Source organism: Arsenicicoccus bolidensis DSM 15745, from assembly GCF_000426385.1.
Lineage (GTDB): Bacteria > Actinomycetota > Actinomycetes > Actinomycetales > Dermatophilaceae > Arsenicicoccus > Arsenicicoccus bolidensis.
The window spans coordinates 22,678-37,198 of the sequence record NZ_AUFG01000015.1; the positions used below are offsets into that span (position 1 = coordinate 22,678).

The 14,521-nt window shown below is 72.1% G+C and carries 14 protein-coding genes; 8 read left to right on the forward strand and 6 right to left on the reverse strand.

Features of this window, described 5'->3' with window-relative positions:
• The gene (locus K313_RS0109935; RefSeq protein WP_029211489.1) at positions 1–1,278 is read right to left on the reverse strand and encodes an acetyl-CoA C-acetyltransferase; all 1,278 of its coding nucleotides are present in this window, start codon (positions 1,276–1,278) and stop codon (positions 1–3) included.
• 93 nt (positions 1,279–1,371) lie between these two features.
• Here K313_RS0109935 and K313_RS0109940 point away from each other — a divergent pair, with 93 nt between their 5' ends.
• From K313_RS0109940 to K313_RS0109965, 6 genes are all read left to right on the forward strand, one after another.
• Positions 1,372–2,016: a TetR/AcrR family transcriptional regulator gene (locus K313_RS0109940; protein ID WP_029211490.1), complete on the forward strand. Its 645-nt coding sequence runs from the start codon at positions 1,372–1,374 to the stop codon at positions 2,014–2,016.
• Between the two features lie 64 nt (positions 2,017–2,080).
• Positions 2,081–2,584 carry a methylated-DNA--[protein]-cysteine S-methyltransferase gene (locus tag K313_RS0109945; protein ID WP_029211491.1) on the forward strand — a complete coding sequence of 168 codons (504 nt, stop codon included), beginning with the start codon at positions 2,081–2,083 and terminating at the stop codon, positions 2,582–2,584.
• A gap of 17 nt (positions 2,585–2,601) precedes the next feature.
• Entirely contained in the window at positions 2,602–3,105 is a 504-nt protein-coding gene (locus K313_RS0109950; RefSeq protein ID WP_029211492.1) for an RNA polymerase sigma factor, read from the forward strand.
• Positions 3,102–3,752, forward strand: coding sequence for a methylated-DNA--[protein]-cysteine S-methyltransferase (locus tag K313_RS0109955; RefSeq protein ID WP_019285076.1), 651 nt, complete (start codon positions 3,102–3,104; stop codon positions 3,750–3,752). Before K313_RS0109950 ends, K313_RS0109955 begins: the two co-directional genes overlap by 4 nt.
• A gap of 9 nt (positions 3,753–3,761) precedes the next feature.
• Positions 3,762–4,352 carry a DNA-3-methyladenine glycosylase I gene (locus K313_RS0109960; protein ID WP_029211494.1) on the forward strand — a complete coding sequence of 197 codons (591 nt, stop codon included), beginning with the start codon at positions 3,762–3,764 and terminating at the stop codon, positions 4,350–4,352.
• A gap of 54 nt (positions 4,353–4,406) precedes the next feature.
• Positions 4,407–4,820, forward strand: a complete 414-nt coding sequence (locus K313_RS0109965; RefSeq protein ID WP_029211495.1) for a MerR family transcriptional regulator — start codon at positions 4,407–4,409, stop codon at positions 4,818–4,820.
• A 39-nt stretch (positions 4,821–4,859) separates the two neighbouring features.
• Here K313_RS0109965 and K313_RS20725 read toward each other — a convergent pair whose 3' ends face one another.
• From K313_RS20725 to K313_RS0109990, 5 genes are all read right to left on the reverse strand, one after another.
• Positions 4,860–5,528, reverse strand: coding sequence for a serine O-acetyltransferase (locus tag K313_RS20725; RefSeq protein WP_029211496.1), 669 nt, complete (start codon positions 5,526–5,528; stop codon positions 4,860–4,862).
• 182 nt (positions 5,529–5,710) lie between these two features.
• On the reverse strand, positions 5,711–7,546 hold the full coding sequence (locus K313_RS0109975) for an AMP-dependent synthetase/ligase (RefSeq protein WP_205621843.1): 1,836 nt from the start codon (positions 7,544–7,546) through the stop codon (positions 5,711–5,713).
• Between the two features lie 79 nt (positions 7,547–7,625).
• Complete coding sequence (gene gdhA / locus K313_RS0109980) at positions 7,626–8,978, reverse strand: NADP-specific glutamate dehydrogenase (RefSeq protein WP_029211498.1); 1,353 nt, start codon at positions 8,976–8,978, stop codon at positions 7,626–7,628.
• Between the two features lie 114 nt (positions 8,979–9,092).
• Positions 9,093–11,228 carry a calcineurin-like phosphoesterase C-terminal domain-containing protein gene (locus K313_RS0109985; protein ID WP_205621844.1) on the reverse strand — a complete coding sequence of 712 codons (2,136 nt, stop codon included), beginning with the start codon at positions 11,226–11,228 and terminating at the stop codon, positions 9,093–9,095.
• Between the two features lie 42 nt (positions 11,229–11,270).
• Entirely contained in the window at positions 11,271–12,101 is an 831-nt protein-coding gene (locus K313_RS0109990) for an SIR2 family NAD-dependent protein deacylase (protein WP_084412686.1), read from the reverse strand.
• A 127-nt stretch (positions 12,102–12,228) separates the two neighbouring features.
• Between K313_RS0109990 and K313_RS0110000 the strand changes: the two genes are divergently transcribed.
• Positions 12,229–13,299, forward strand: a complete 1,071-nt coding sequence (locus K313_RS0110000) for a glycerophosphodiester phosphodiesterase family protein (RefSeq protein ID WP_029211501.1) — start codon at positions 12,229–12,231, stop codon at positions 13,297–13,299.
• Positions 13,300–13,910: 611 nt separating this feature from the next.
• The gene (locus K313_RS23485) at positions 13,911–14,465 is read left to right on the forward strand and encodes a hypothetical protein (RefSeq protein WP_156911285.1); all 555 of its coding nucleotides are present in this window, start codon (positions 13,911–13,913) and stop codon (positions 14,463–14,465) included.
• The last annotated feature ends 56 nt before the right edge of the window (positions 14,466–14,521 follow it).

Consider the following 14,521-nt stretch of genomic DNA (forward strand, 5'->3'; position numbering starts at 1 on the left):
TCAGGCCTCCACGATCGCGACGACGCCCTGGCCACCGGCCGCGCAGATGGAGATCAGGCCGCGGCCCGAGCCCCGCTCGTGCAGCATCTTGGCCAGGCTGGCGAGGATGCGACCACCGGTGGCCGCGAAGGGGTGGCCGGCCGCGAGCGACGAGCCGTTGACGTTGAGCCTGCTGCGGTCGATCGAGCCGAGCGGCGCGTCCAGGCCGAGCCGATCCCGGCAGAAGTCCTCGTCCTCCCAGGCCTTGAGCGTGGACAGCACCGTGGAGGCGAAGGCCTCGTGGATCTCGTAGAAGTCGAAGTCCTGCAGGCTCAGGCCGTTTCGCGCCAGGAGGCGGGGCACGGCATACGCCGGGGCCATGAGCAGGCCCTCGTCACCGTGCACGTAGTCGACGGCCGCCGTCTCGCCGTCGACGAACCAGGCGAGGGGCTCGAGGCGGTGCTCGCGCGCCCAGTCCTCGCTGGCCAGGAGCACCGCCGAGGCGCCGTCGGTGAGCGGGGTGGAGTTGCCGGCGGTCATGGTGGCACCCTCGCCCTTGCCGAAGACCGGCTTGAGGGTGGCGAGCTTGTCGACCGAGGAGTCCGGCCGCAGGTTGTTGTCCTTGGTGAGGCCCAGGAAGGGCGTCATCAGGTCGTCGAAGAAGCCGCGGTCGTAGGCCGCCGCGAGGTTGTGGTGCGAGGCGGCGGCCAGCTCGTCCTGCGCCTCGCGGGTGATGCCCCAGCGCTTGGCGGTCTGGGCCATGTGCTCGCCCATGGACAGGCCGGTGCGGGGCTCGTCGTTCTGCGGGGCGACGGGGGCCAGGTGCTGGGGGCGCAGGCCGGCGAAGGCCTTGGCGCGGGCCATCGGGGTCTTGGCGCGCATGGCGGACAGCAGGCTTCGACGGAGGCCCTCGCTGATGACGATCGGCGCGTCCGAGGTGGTGTCGACGCCGCCGGCGATGCCGACCTCGATCTGCCCGAGGGCGATCTTGTTGCTGACCAGGATGGCGGCCTCGAGACCGGTGCCGCAGGCCTGCTGCAGGTCGTAGGCCGGGGTCTGCGCCGACAGCCGGGTGCCGAGCACGGACTCACGCGTGAGGTTGAAGTCGCGCGAGTGCTTGATGACCGCGCCGGCGGCGACCTCGCCGAGCCGCTCGCCCGAGAGGCCGTAGCGGGCGACGAGCCCGTCCAGCGCGGCGGTGAGCATGTCCTGGTTGGAGGCCTTGGCGTAGGCGCCGTTGGACCGGGCGAAGGGGATGCGGTTGCCGCCGAGGACGGCGACGCGACGGGTGGTCGTCATGGGTGCTCCTGTGCGAGATGGGTCTGACGCTGTTGCCAATCTAACCGATACCTTGAGTACCCGATACCTTGATCACCTGATAATTTCTGTCGTATGACGAGCGACACCCCCCACCCCGGCGACGGCGCCGGACGCGTCGACGGGCGGGCATCCCGGTGGGAGGAGCACCGCCGGCAGCGACGGGTCGAGCTCGTGGACCACACCATCCGCGCGGTCCGGCAGCACGGCGCGGGGGTCGGCCTCGACGACATCGCCACCCAGGCGGGGACCAGCAAGACCGTGATCTACCGGCACTTCGAGGACCGCACCGGCCTGTATCGCGCCGTGGCGCAGCGCGTCGAGGGGCAGATCGTGGGGCGGGTCCGCTCGTCGCTGGACGCCGACGCGTCGCCGCGCGAGGTGCTGGAGTCCGTGATCGACGCCTACCTGCGCCTGGTGGAGCGCGACCCCGAGCTGTACCGCTTCGTCATACGACGTCCGCTGGTCGACGGCCCCCTCGACGACGACCCGGTCCCCGGCATCACCAGCCAGGTGGCGGCCACGGTGGCCGCGATCCTCGACGAGGCGACCACCCCGGCGGTGGCTCACGTCTGGGCCGTGGCGCTGGTCGGATCGGTGCAGGCCTGCGCGGACGACTGGCTCGCGACCGACCCCGCGACCCGCATGACGCGCGCCGAGCTCACGCACCAGCTGGCCGAGCTGGCCTGGCACGGCGTCGCGCAGACCTATCGGGCGTGAGGGCTCACGGATCGGGGGGTCGCGGCGTCTACCGTGTGTGAAGAGCCCCAGCCCGAGGAGCAGCATGCGTCGCCACACGATCATCGACAGCCCGGTCGGGCCGCTGACCGCGGTCGCCGAGGACGACGCCCTGATCGCGCTCTACTTCGAGCGGCACGGGCGCGCTCCGGCCGTCACCGAGCGCGGCGAGCGGGCGGACGAGGACCCGCTGCTCATCCGGGCCCGCACCCAGCTGGGTGAGTACTTCGGCGGCGAGCGGAGGTCCTTCGACCTCCCCACGGATCCCCCCGGGGACGGCTTCCAGCAGCGCGTGTGGGCGCAGCTGCGCGAGATCCCCTACGGCGAGACGCGGTCCTACGGGCAGCTCGCCCGGGCTCTCGGCCAGCCCGGCGCGGCCCAGGCGGTCGGCAACGCGAACGGCGCCAACCCGATCTCCATCGTCGTCCCGTGCCACCGCGTCATCGGGTCCGACGGCTCCCTGACCGGCTATGCCGGGGGGCTCGAGCGCAAGCGCTGGCTGCTCGCTCACGAGGAGCCGGCGGCGTCCGTGACCGGTCGGCTCTTCTGAGCGACAGCCGATCTCGTATGCCGCGCAGCGAGCCCTTCGAGGACGTGGTCACCGCGCACGGGGCCACCGTCCTGCGGGTCTGCCGCGCCGTGGTGGGGCCGGTCGACGCCGAGGACGCCTGGTCCGAGACCTTTCTCGCGGCCCTGCGCGCGTGGCCGCGGCTGGACGCGGACGCCAACGTGGAGGCGTGGCTCGTCACGATCGCGCACCGCAAGGCGATCGACCTGGTGCGCAAGGCTGCTCGTAGCACCCCGACCGAGCACGTCCCGGACCGCCCTGCGCGCCACGGGAACCCGCACGACCACGACCCCGACCTGTGGGCCGCCCTGGCCACCCTGACGGACCGGCAGCGCCAGGCGGTGGCCTACCACCACCTCGCCGGGCTCCCGCACGCCGATGTCGCCATCATCCTCGGCAGCACGCCGGCCGCCGCCCGCCGCGCCTGCGCCGACGGCATCGCGGCGCTGCGGCGCACCTATCCCCTGCTGGCGGACGACGACCGAGACGAGGACCCGAGATGACCGACCTGCGAACGCTGCTGGAGGCCGGAGCCGACGCCCCGGGCCAGGCGGACGAGACGGCCGACCTCGCCCGGCTCACCGCGGCCCTGTCCTCCCGGGCCCTGCTCGAGGGGACCCTGGACGTGCGTCACCGCACCGTCGACAGCCCGGTCGGGCCGCTGCTGGTGGCGGCGACGCCGCGAGGGGTGGCCCGGGTCGCCTTCGCGCACGAGGGGTTCGACGCGGTGGTCGACGACCTCGCCCGGCGCCTGGGCCCGCGCGTGCTGCCGGCAGGCTCGACGCTCGACGACGTCGCCCGGGAGCTGGACGACTTCTTCGCCGGGCGCCGCGACCACTTCGACGTCGCCGCGGACCTGGCGCTCGCCAAGGGATTTCGCCGCGACGTCCTCGACCGGCTGCGCGAGATCCCGTATGGCGCAACGCGGTCCTACGCCGGGGTCGCCGCCGCGGCCGGCAGCCCCGGGGCGGTGCGGGCGGTGGGCACGGCCTGCGCCACCAACCCCGTGCCCATCCTCGTGCCCTGCCACCGCGTCGTCCGCAGCGACGGCACGAGCGGCGCCTATCGTGGTGGGGCCGAGGCCAAGCAGTGGCTGCTGGCGATGGAGTCCGCCGCGGCCACGCCGGCGGACCGGCATACCGGCCCCTGAGGAGAGTCGTTGAGCGAGATCGTGATCGGTGAGGACGGCCTGGCGCGCCCGCCGTGGGCGGCCACCGACCCGCTGCTGCGCGACTACTACGACACCGAGTGGGGGATGCCGGTCCGCGACGAGCGCGGGGTCTTCGAGCGGCTGAGCCTCGAGGCCTTCCAGTCGGGGCTGTCCTGGGCCACGATCCTGCGCAAGCGGCCGGCGTTCCGCAGCGCCTTCGCGGACTTCGACCCCGACACCGTCGCGGCCTACGGCCAGAGCGACGTCGAGCGGCTCATGGGCGACGCCGGGATCGTCCGCAACCGTCGCAAGGTCGAGGCGACCATCACCAACGCCCGCGCCACCGTCGCCCTGCGCGCCGAGGGCGGGCTGGCCGAGCTCGTCTGGGCCCACCGGCCCGCCACGACCCCTGCCCCACGGACCCTGTCCGAGCTCCCCACGACGACACCGGAGTCCCTGGCCCTGTCGAAGGCCTTGAAGCGCAAGGGATTCACCTTCGTCGGACCCACGACGATGCACGCGCTGATGGAGGCCATCGGCATCGTCGACACCCACCTGGTCGACAGCCACCGCCGGGGATCGTCGGGGGTCTGGGGCTGACGACGGCTAGGATTCCTAGCCAGCCACCCTGCCAGCCACGTCCCGGAGTCCTCGATGCTGATCTCGCCCGTGTCCGGGCCCGTCCCCGACCGCCCCCTGCACATCGGAGACGTCGCCGACCTCACGGGACTCAGCCTGCGGTCCATCCGGCACTACGAGGACCTGGGGCTCGTGACGCCCCGCGGCCGCACCAACGGCGGCTTCCGCATCTACGGCGCCGAGGCCGTCGAGCGGCTACGGCTCGTGATGGACCTCAAGATCATCGGGCTGCCGCTGGAGCGGATCCGTCCCATCGTCGACGCCTGCCTCGCGCTGGAGAACGGCGAAGGCACCGACGACGACGTGGCGACCGTCGCCGAGTGCCGGTCGGACGTCACGACGGCGCTGGCCGAGATCGAGCAGCGGCTGTCGGCGGCCAAGCACCTGGGTCAGCGCCTCGGACAGGCCACGGCTCGCGCCAACGCCTGACGTCCTGATCGGATCGGCGCCCGCGCGAGCGGCCCGGGATCAGGAGGCGCGGGGCGTCGCGGCGAGCCGGTCCGGGCCGGTCACCACACCCTTGGGCAGCACGGCCTTGCCCCCGGCCGGCACGTCCTCGGTGACCAGGGCGTTGGCGCCCACCCGAGCACCGGCACCCACGTCGACCGGTCCGACGACCACGGCGCCGGCGCCGAGGGAGACGCCGTCCCCGATCGTCGGGACGTTGCGGGCCTGGTCCTCGACGTCGTCACGGTGCAGGCCGATCGTGACGTTCTGCCGCAGCGTGACGTCGTCACCGATCACCGCGTCGCGGTGCACGACGATGCCGCTCTGGTGGGCGACCCGGACGCGACGACCGAGGCTCACCTCGGCCGGGATCTCGATGCCGTAGACGGACCGGGCCACCCACTGCCCCGCACGAGCGGCGCGACCCACCGGTCCTCGCGCCCATCGCGGGGCCTCCGCGGAGGCCGCCCACCGGGCCAGCCGCTGCGACGCGACGGCCTGGAATCCCGGCGACGAGATGCCGTCGTTGCGCTGTCGGTCCTCGCGCAGGACGTCGACGATCGGGTGACGGCGGGCGAGCCACTCGACCCAGCGGCGCTCGGCGGGGACACGGGCATCGGAGGCGATGGGCTCGGCCGGCTGGGGCTGGGGTGCGTCCCACGGGGGCCGGAAGGCGTTGGACCGGGTCACGGCGGTGGCTCCTAGGCGGTGGACGGCGGGCATGACGACAGCCCCAACCCTACCCTTACGTGAGGGTAGGGTTGGGGTCAGGCCGCAGATGCGGAGACACCTCTCAGGTTGGCGGCGCCAGACGGGGGGCCGCGATCACCCTGCGGCATACGTCATGGCACTGCGTGTCGCCGCGCGGGCCGTCAGCCGCGGCGGTAGAGCGCGTCGATCTGGTCGGCGAACTGCGAGGTGACCGCACCCCGACGCAGCTTCATCGTGGGGGTGATGTGCCCACCCTCCTCGGTCAGCTCAACCGGCAGGATGCCGAAGCGGGCGATCCGCTCGGCGTGGGACACCGTCGCGTTGGCGTCATCGACCGCGCGCTGCAGCTCTGCCCGCAGGGCCGGGTCGTCCACCAGCTCGGCGACGGGCGCCTCGGGGCGTCCCTGGTCGCGCAGCCACTCGGTGACCGCCTCCTCGTCGAGGGTGATCAGCACCCCGATCGCGGGCCGGGCGTCGCCCACCACCACGGCCTGTGACACGAGCCGGTGGGACCGGATGACGTCCTCGAGGGGCGCGGGCGAGACGTTCTTGCCGGAGTCGGTGACGATGATCTCCTTGACCCGACCCGTGATGTGGACGTAGCCGTCCTCGTCGATGCGGGCGAGGTCGCCGGTGCGGAACCATCCGTCACTGTCGAGCACGTCGGCGGTGGCCCCGGGGTTGTGCCAGTAGCCGCGGAAGACGTGGCGGCCCCGGACGAGGAGCTCGCCCTTGGCGTCGACCCGGGCGTCGTAGGTCGGGAGCGGCCGCCCCACGGACCCGATGCGCATCTCGGCCGCGGTGTTGACGGTCGCCGCGCCCGTCGTCTCGGTGAGGCCATAGCCCTCGAGCACGGTCACGCCGATGCCGTGGAAGTAGTGGCCGAGCCGCTCCCCCAGGGGCGCGCCCCCGCTCACGACATACCGCACCCGCCCGCCGAAGAGCTCGCGGATCTTGGCGTAGACGAGGCGGTCGAACACTGCGTGCTGCGCCGCCAGGATCGGGCCGACGCGGCCGGCCTCGCGCGCCTTGCTCCAGCGGATCGCCGTCGCGGTGGCCGCGTCGAAGATGCGGCCCTTTCCGTCCTTGGTGGCCTTGCGCTGCGCGCCGTCGTAGATACGCTCGAAGATGCGCGGCACGGCGACCGTGAAGGTCGGGCGCAGCGTGGCGAGGTCGAGGGTGACGCGGCCGGGGTCGCTGTGGCCGACGGTGGTGCCGTCGAGCAGGAAGGCCACCTCCATGAGCCGCCCCAGCACGTGCGCCATCGGCAGGAAGAACAGGCAGCAGGCGTCCTCGCCGTCGAACAGCTCGGGGAGCCGCCCGACCGCCAGCTCCGCCTCGCGCAGGAGGTTGTCGTGCGTCAGCTCGCACCCCTTGGGGCGGCCGGTCGTGCCGGAGGTGTAGATCAAGGTGGCGACGTCGTCGCGGGTGAGCGCCTCGCGGCGACGGTCCAGCTCGGCGTCCTCGACCGTGGCCGCGCGGGTCACGAGGGAGTCCAGGCTCGTGGCGCCGTCGGCGTCGTCGATGCTCCAGCGGTGGACCAGGTCGGGCAGCCGTGACGCGATCTGCTCGACCATCGCGACCCCGTCACGACCCTCGACCACGACACCCACCGCGCCGGAGTCCTCAAGGATCCACTCCAGCTGCGGGGCCGACGACGAGTCGTAGACCGCGACCGGGATCGCCCCTGCGGTCCACAGCGCGACGTCGACGACCATCCACTCGTAGCGGGTGCGGCTCATGATCGCGACGCGGTCCCCCGGCTGCACCCCCGCGGCGACGAATCCCTTGGCCAGCTGGGCGATCTCGGCCGCCAGCTGGGTGGCCGTGACCGGGTGCCACTCCTTGCCCCGGCGCCTGCGGGCCACCACCTTGGCGGGGGTGCGGCGGGCGACCTCGCGCGCGACGGCGGCGAGGTTGGCGGGCGGGGAGGCCTGCCACCAGCGGTGGGACGACGGTGCTGCAGCGGGGCGGCTGGGCGTGGTGGGGGTGGTCACGGCGCCCACCGTACCGGCTCGCCCGCCTCCCGGCGGGCCCGCGGGAAGGACTGGGCGGCCCAGCGACCTGATGGCCGGGTCAGATGACGCCGAGGGACAGCATGGCGTCCGCGACCTTGACGAAGCCGGCGATGTTGGCGCCCTTGACGAAGTCGCCGGAGACGCCATACTCCTCGGCCGTCATCGCGCAGGTGCCGAAGACGCCCGACATGATGTCCCGCAGCCGCTGCTCGGTGTGCTCGAAGGTCCACGAGTCGCGGGAGGCGTTCTGCTGCATCTCGAGCGCGCTGACGGCGACGCCGCCGCAGTTGGACGCCTTGCCGGGGGCGAAGAGCACACCCGCCTCCTGCAGGGCGGCGGTCGCGTCCGGCGTCGTCGGCATGTTGGCGCCCTCCGCCACGACCCGGCAGTGGTTGCGGATCAGGGCCTTGGCGCCGGCGAGGGGCAGCTCGTTCTGGGTGGCGCACGGCAGGGCCACGTCGCAGGGCACGTCCCAGATCGAGCCGTCCGAGACGTGGTGAGCGCTCGACCGACCCTCGGCATACACGCTGATCCGTGCTCGTCGGGCCTCCTTGAGGTCCTTCATGACCTCGATGTCGATGCCGTCCTCGTCGACGACGTAGCCGCCGGAGTCGCTCATGGCGACCACGACCCCGCCGAGCTGCTCGACCTTCTGCGCGGCGTAGATCGCGACGTTGCCCGAGCCGGACACGACCACCCGCATCCCCTCGAAGGCGGCCTTGCGCATCGCCAGCATCTGCTCGGCGAAGAAGACGGTGCCGTAGCCCGTGGCCTCGGTGCGGGTCTGCGCGCCGCCCCAGGTGAGGCCCTTGCCGGTCAGCACCCCGGCCTCGTAGCGGTTGGTGATCCGCTTGTACTGCCCGAAGAGGTAGCCGATCTCGCGGCCACCGACCCCGATGTCGCCCGCCGGGACGTCGGTGTACTCCCCGATGTGGCGGTAGAGCTCGGTCATGAACGACTGGCAGAAGCGCATGACCTCGCCGTCGGAGCGGCCCTTGGGGTCGAAGTCCGAGCCGCCCTTGCCGCCGCCGATCGGCAGCCCCGTCAGGGAGTTCTTGAAGACCTGCTCGAAGCCCAGGAACTTGACGATCCCGAGGTAGACGCTGGGGTGGAAGCGCAGCCCGCCCTTGTAGGGGCCGAGCGCGGAGTTGAACTCGACGCGGAAGCCGCGGTTGACCTGCACGCGGCCGTGGTCGTCGACCCACGGCACGCGGAAGATGATCTGCCGTTCGGGCTCGGCGAGGCGCTCGAGGATGCTCGCGTCGACGTAGTCCGGACGGCGCTCCAGCACGGGCCCGAGGCTGACGAGGACCTCGTCGACGGCCTGGTGGAACTCGACCTCGCCCGGGTTGCGGCGCAGGATCGTCTCGCGGACGGTCTCGAGGCGGGAGGGCAGCTGGGGCGCGGTCATCTGGGGTCCCTCTCGGTCGTCGGGTGTCCCCGCAATCCTAGAGGTGCCGTATGCCGGCCCGCCCGCCGTGACGGGGTCACGGCGGGCGGGCGCGGTTGCGGCACAGCGGGATCGTCAGCCGCCGGTGGTGAACAGCTCCTTGCGGAACTCCATCTGCGGGCGCTTCTCGACGACCTCGAAGCTGATGGTCTCGGTGAAGCGGCGTCCGAGCCGGTCGGTCGCCGTCACCTCGGCCCGGTGGACCCCGACCGAGAGGTTGGCCGGCAGCGGGAGGCGCCACAGGTGCGACATACGGTCCGCGATGTTGTTGCCGGGACGGGCCGCACCCGGACCGTACTTCGAGCCGCGGTAGAGCTCGTAGCCCTGGGAGCGGGGGTCACCCGAGGTGCTCTGCTGGGCATAGCGGTTGACGCTCAGCTGGCGGGTCGCGGCGTAGGGGTCGGTCCACTCGGCTCCGACGCGGTACTCCTCCCCACGGGCCTGCTGGGTGCGCTGGGCCGGCGCCTTGGCGCCCCCGTCGATCGACACCTCGACCTTGGAGCCGGTGGTGCCGTTCCAGACGTTGGCGGTCAGGTAGCTGCCACCGGCCAGGTCCTGCGGGGTCACCAGGTGCGGGTCGCCGAGGTCGTTGTAGCTGAGGGGCGGGACGAGGTCCTTGGCCGACGGCGGGTTGGCCTGGCGCCACTGGGACAGCGTCGTGAACCAGCTCCGCCAGTGCGGGGAGTTGATGCCGAGCGCCATCTGCTTCTGCTCCGGCTCGCCGGTCACCACGAAGGTCTCGCGGAACTCGTTGCCCTTCATGTCCAGGACCAGGTGACCGGGCCGGCCGCCGTCACGCTGGGTCGCCATCGGCAGGCCGTCGACGTCCAGGTCGCCGGAGTACCAGTCGCCCGAGAGCGCGCCGGCGACGATGTGCGGGAACGGCAGCGTGGAGACGCCCGCGGCCTTCTGCCAGGGGCCGTAGGAGTCACCCGCGCGCATGTTCTCCAGCGAGTGGGTGTGACCCGACAGCGACAGCGCCTTGCGACCCTCGAGGAGCTTCCAGATCTCCTTGACGTTGTCGGTGCTGTGGATGGGGCTGGTCATGTCGGCGAAGCTCACGAGCGGGATGTGGCTGGCCAGGACGACCTGGTAGTCCTTGGGCGTGTTGGCCAGGTCGTTCTTGAGCCACTGCAGCTGCTCGTCGGTGAGGCGGCCGTTGTAGACGGGCTTGGCCGGGTCGTCGCACGAGGGGCGCTTGCCGTCAGTGTTGTCCGTGGCCTTCTTGCAGGGGAAGACCACGTTGTCGAGCCCGACGAAGTGGGTCTTGCCCACGTCGTAGGAGAAGTAGGCCGGACCCATCTGCTGACGGAAGGTGTCGAAGGAGTCCTTGTCGTCCGTGGCGTCGTAGTCCAGGTCGTGGTTGCCCGGCACGAAGCGCAGGGGCGCGTCGATCTGGCCGGCCGCCTCCTTGATGCGGGGGTAGAGACCGAGGTCGTCGCCGGCGACGTCGCCGAGGAACAGGACGCCGCACGAGCCCAGGTCACCGCGGTCGGCCAGGTGCTTGAGACCGCCGGAGCGGCCGTAGCCGATCTCGCGGCCGGAGTAGGTCTGCAGGTCCCCGGCGGCGACGCAGCGCTGCGTGTCGGCGGCCGTCGCCTTGGACGGCGCGAGCGGGAAGTTGACCATGGACGGCAGCGGGCCGGAGGGCTCGATCCCGCCGAAACGCAGCTTCTGCTGCGTCCCCTTGGGCGCGTGGTTGTAGGCGAACTGGGCGACGTTGTTGCTGTCGACGGGGACCTGGTAGCCCGACGGCTGGGTGACGAAGACGGTCATCTTGTCCCGGACCGGGAGCTCGTAGCGACCCTGGGCGTCGGTCCGGACGACGTCGATGCCGTTGCTGACCTTGACCCCGGCGACGCCCTTGTCCTTGGCCTGCCAGGCGCTGTCCTTGTCCTTGTCCTCGAAGACGACGCCGCGCAGGACCGGCTCGCCCTCGGCGTTGGTGGTGGGCGTCCTGGCGCCGACGTCGCGGACGACCTGGACCTTGCCGACGAACCGGTCGAACGCGGCTTTCGGCTGGGGAGCGGCCGGGGCCTGGGCGACGGCCGGCTCGTCAGCGGCGATGCTGACGGCGAGCGCGGTGGCCGGCACGAGGCCGACGACGACTGCGAGAGCGATGGGTGTGCGGCGAGACATCATCACGAGCTCCTCGGGGAGGGTGCTGCTGCGGGGTGAGCGCTGGTGCGCCACAGCAACGTTCACCGTCACACGTGAACCCCAGGAGGCCGTGCGATGACGACCTGACGGACGTCAGGCGAGGACGGCGGCCACCAGTGCGGGGAGCGCGCGGGCGGCGGTCTCCCGCCATACCTCGTCGACGGCGTCGCTCAGCTCGGTGGGCGCGGGGTTGATCTCGACGACGGGGATCCCGCGGGCGCGGGCCAGGTGCGGCAGGCCGGCCGCGGGGTGGACGAGACCCGAGGTGCCGACGACCAGCACCAGGTCGCCGTCCTCGACCGCCTCCTCCGCCCGCGACATGGGGGCGGCCGGCAGCATCTCGCCGAACCACACGACGCCGGGCCGCAGCAGCCCGCCGCAGCGGGTGCACGTCGGCGGGTCGAGGCGCTCCACGGGGGCGGGTGGCACGGGCGGCTCCTCGTATGGCGCCTCCCCGCAGTCCGCGCACCGCGTCGCGAACAGGCTGCCGTGCACGTGGGCGAGCACGGCGCTGCCCGCGCGCTCGTGCAGGTCGTCGACGTTCTGGGTGACGACGCGGACCTGCGTGGCGGTCTCGTCGGCCCAGGTCGCGAGCGCCCGGTGCCCGGCGTTGGGCTCGACGCCTCGGACGAGGGCGGCCCGCCAGCGGTACCACGCCCACACGAGCGCCGGGTCCGCCTCCCACGCCTCGGGGGTGGCCAGCTGCATCGGGTCGAACCGCGCCCACAGACCCGACTGCGCGTCGCGGAAGGTCGGGATGCCGCTCTCGGCGCTCATGCCCGCGCCCGTCAGGACCGTGACCCGCCTCGCGTCACGCGCAGCCCGCAGGATCCCCGCCGGCACGGGAACGTGCTCGTGCTCGTGCTCGTGCTCGTGCCCATCCTCGTCAGGATCGGCGTCGACGTGCTTCGGTCGATGGTCCATGGCTTCATCCTCCCCCTGACGTTCAACCGGTGATGGGCGGGAGGTCATCGGCGAGACCTAGCGTCGTGCGCACCAGGCAGGACCCGTCGAGCGAGCAGCGCGCTCGCCATACCTCGCAGGAGCCCTCGTGAGCCTCACCCGCACCGCCGCGGCGACCCTCGCCACGCTCGCCCTGGCCGGCCTCGTCGCGCCGTCCGCCACCGCCCAGCCGTCCGCCAAGCCGAAGCCCAAGCCCGCCAAGACCTTCGACCTGCAGGCCCACCGAGGCGGGCTCGGCCTCACGACCGAGGAGTCGCCGGAGGCCTTTGCGAAGGCGCTCGAGCTGGGCGTCACCACCCTCGAGCTCGACACCCAGGTCACCCGCGACCTCAAGGTCGTCGTCACCCACGACCGTCAGGTGTCCGGCGTGAAGTGTGCGGACACGGCACCGGTGCGGGCCGGCGACCCGCAGTTCCCGTACGTCGGCAAGTTCATCAAGGACCTGACGCTGGCCCAGGTCAAGACGCTGAACTGCGGCTATCAGCAGCTGCCCGGCCACCCCCGCCAGGAGGTGGTCTGGGGCAACCGGCTCGCCGAGCTGCGCGACGTGTTCGCCGTGGTGCGGGAGCACAAGGCCAAGAAGGTCATGATGAACATCGAGACCAAGGTCGAGGCGGGCGCGCCGGAGCAGACGATGCAGCGCAACCTCTTCGTCCGGGCGGTGCACGCCGAGATCCGGCGCTCCGGCCTGAAGAAGCAGGTCACGGTGCAGAGCTTCGACTGGGGCGCGCTCAAGCTCATGCACAGCCTCGACCGGTCGCTGCCCCTCGTGGCGCTGACCAACCATGACTTCCTGCAGGTCGGCAAGCCGGGGGCCTCGCCGTGGCTGGGCGGCATCGACGCGGACGACTTCGGCGGCGACTTCGTGGCGGCCGCTGCGTCGATCCCGGGGGTGACGACCCTCTCCCCCAACTACGGCTTCCCGCAGGACGGCAAGGTCGGCGAGCCCGGCTTCCGGCTGTATGCCGACCGCGCCATGACGGACGCGGCCCATGCGCGCGGGCTCAAGGTCGTGCCGTGGACCGTCGACGACCCGGCGACGATGCAGACGCTGATCGACAACGGGGTGGACGGCTTCATCACGAACTACCCCGACCTGGGGCGTCGCGTGATGGCGCTGAACGGGCTGCGCCTGCCACGCCCCTACCCCTCCCGCTGACCTCGCCGACCGCTCGCTGCACATCGGGGCTACTTCTGGTGGTCATGGCCACCAGAAGTAGCCCCGATGTCATGGCATCGGGTGAAAAGGGTGCATCAGCGCCCCGTCGTCCACAGGGAGACGCGGATCGGACCGCGGGATCCACAGGTGCTGGCCAGCCAGGTGCGCCGCGCGGCGGCATCGATCAGGCTGCGGTCATGCGCGAGCTCCCGCAGTCGGTCACCACCCTCGTCAGACGGCGTGGGGGCATCGTGACGCGTGCCGAGCTCCTCGCGGCAGGGTTGTCGGACAACGCGATCCGTTGGCGGCGGCAGCAATGGGTCACCGTCTTTGCCGGCATCTACGCCGTCTCCGCTGCTCCCGGCACAGACCCACGGGACCTGCCGCTCATGAGCCGTGTCTGGGCAGGCCTGCTCCATGCGGGCGAGGGCGCCCTGGTCGCCGGCAGGGCGGCCGCACGCCTGGAGGGGTTGATCGGGGAGGAGCCCCGGGTCATCGACATCTCCGTCCCCCGCAACCGGCGGGTGCGGTCGCGAGCGGGGTGGCGCTTCGTGCGCCGGCGCCCGGGGGTCCTGCTGGACCCTCGCCCGGGACACCCACCGCGGCAGCGCGTGGAGGACACCGTGCTCGACCTCTCCGCGGCGTCCACGAACGTCGACGGATGCATGTCACCTCTGCTCGACGCGGTCCAACGAGGGAGGACGACGGCAGACCTCCTCCGTCACCGACTCACGCTGCGGACGCGACACCCCCATCGGCAGCTCCTTCACGCGCTGCTGGACGACATGGCGTCAGGGACCACGAGGCACCTGGAGCTGCGATACGCCCGAGACGTCGAGTCTGCCCATGGCCTTCCCGTGGCTCGGCGCCAGGCCAGGCAGGACGGGACCGGCGCGATCTGCGATGTCGAGTACGACGGGTTCGATGTCCTCGTGGAGCTGGACGGGCGCAAAGGTCATGTCGGGGACGGGCGCTTCCGAGACATGGATCGCGACAACGCTCACACGGTGCTGGGCAAGGCGACTCTCCGCTATGGCTGGCGCCAGGTGGCGACCGTTCCGTGCACGGTGGCCGCACAGGTGGCGACAGCCCTCCAGCGTCGCGGCTGGACCGGTGAGACGGGCCGGTGCTCTCGGTGTCGCGAGGCCGCCGACGAGGCAGCATGAGGCTTCCACCGAAGATCGGGGCCACTCCTGGTGGTCATAGCCACCAGAAGTAGCCC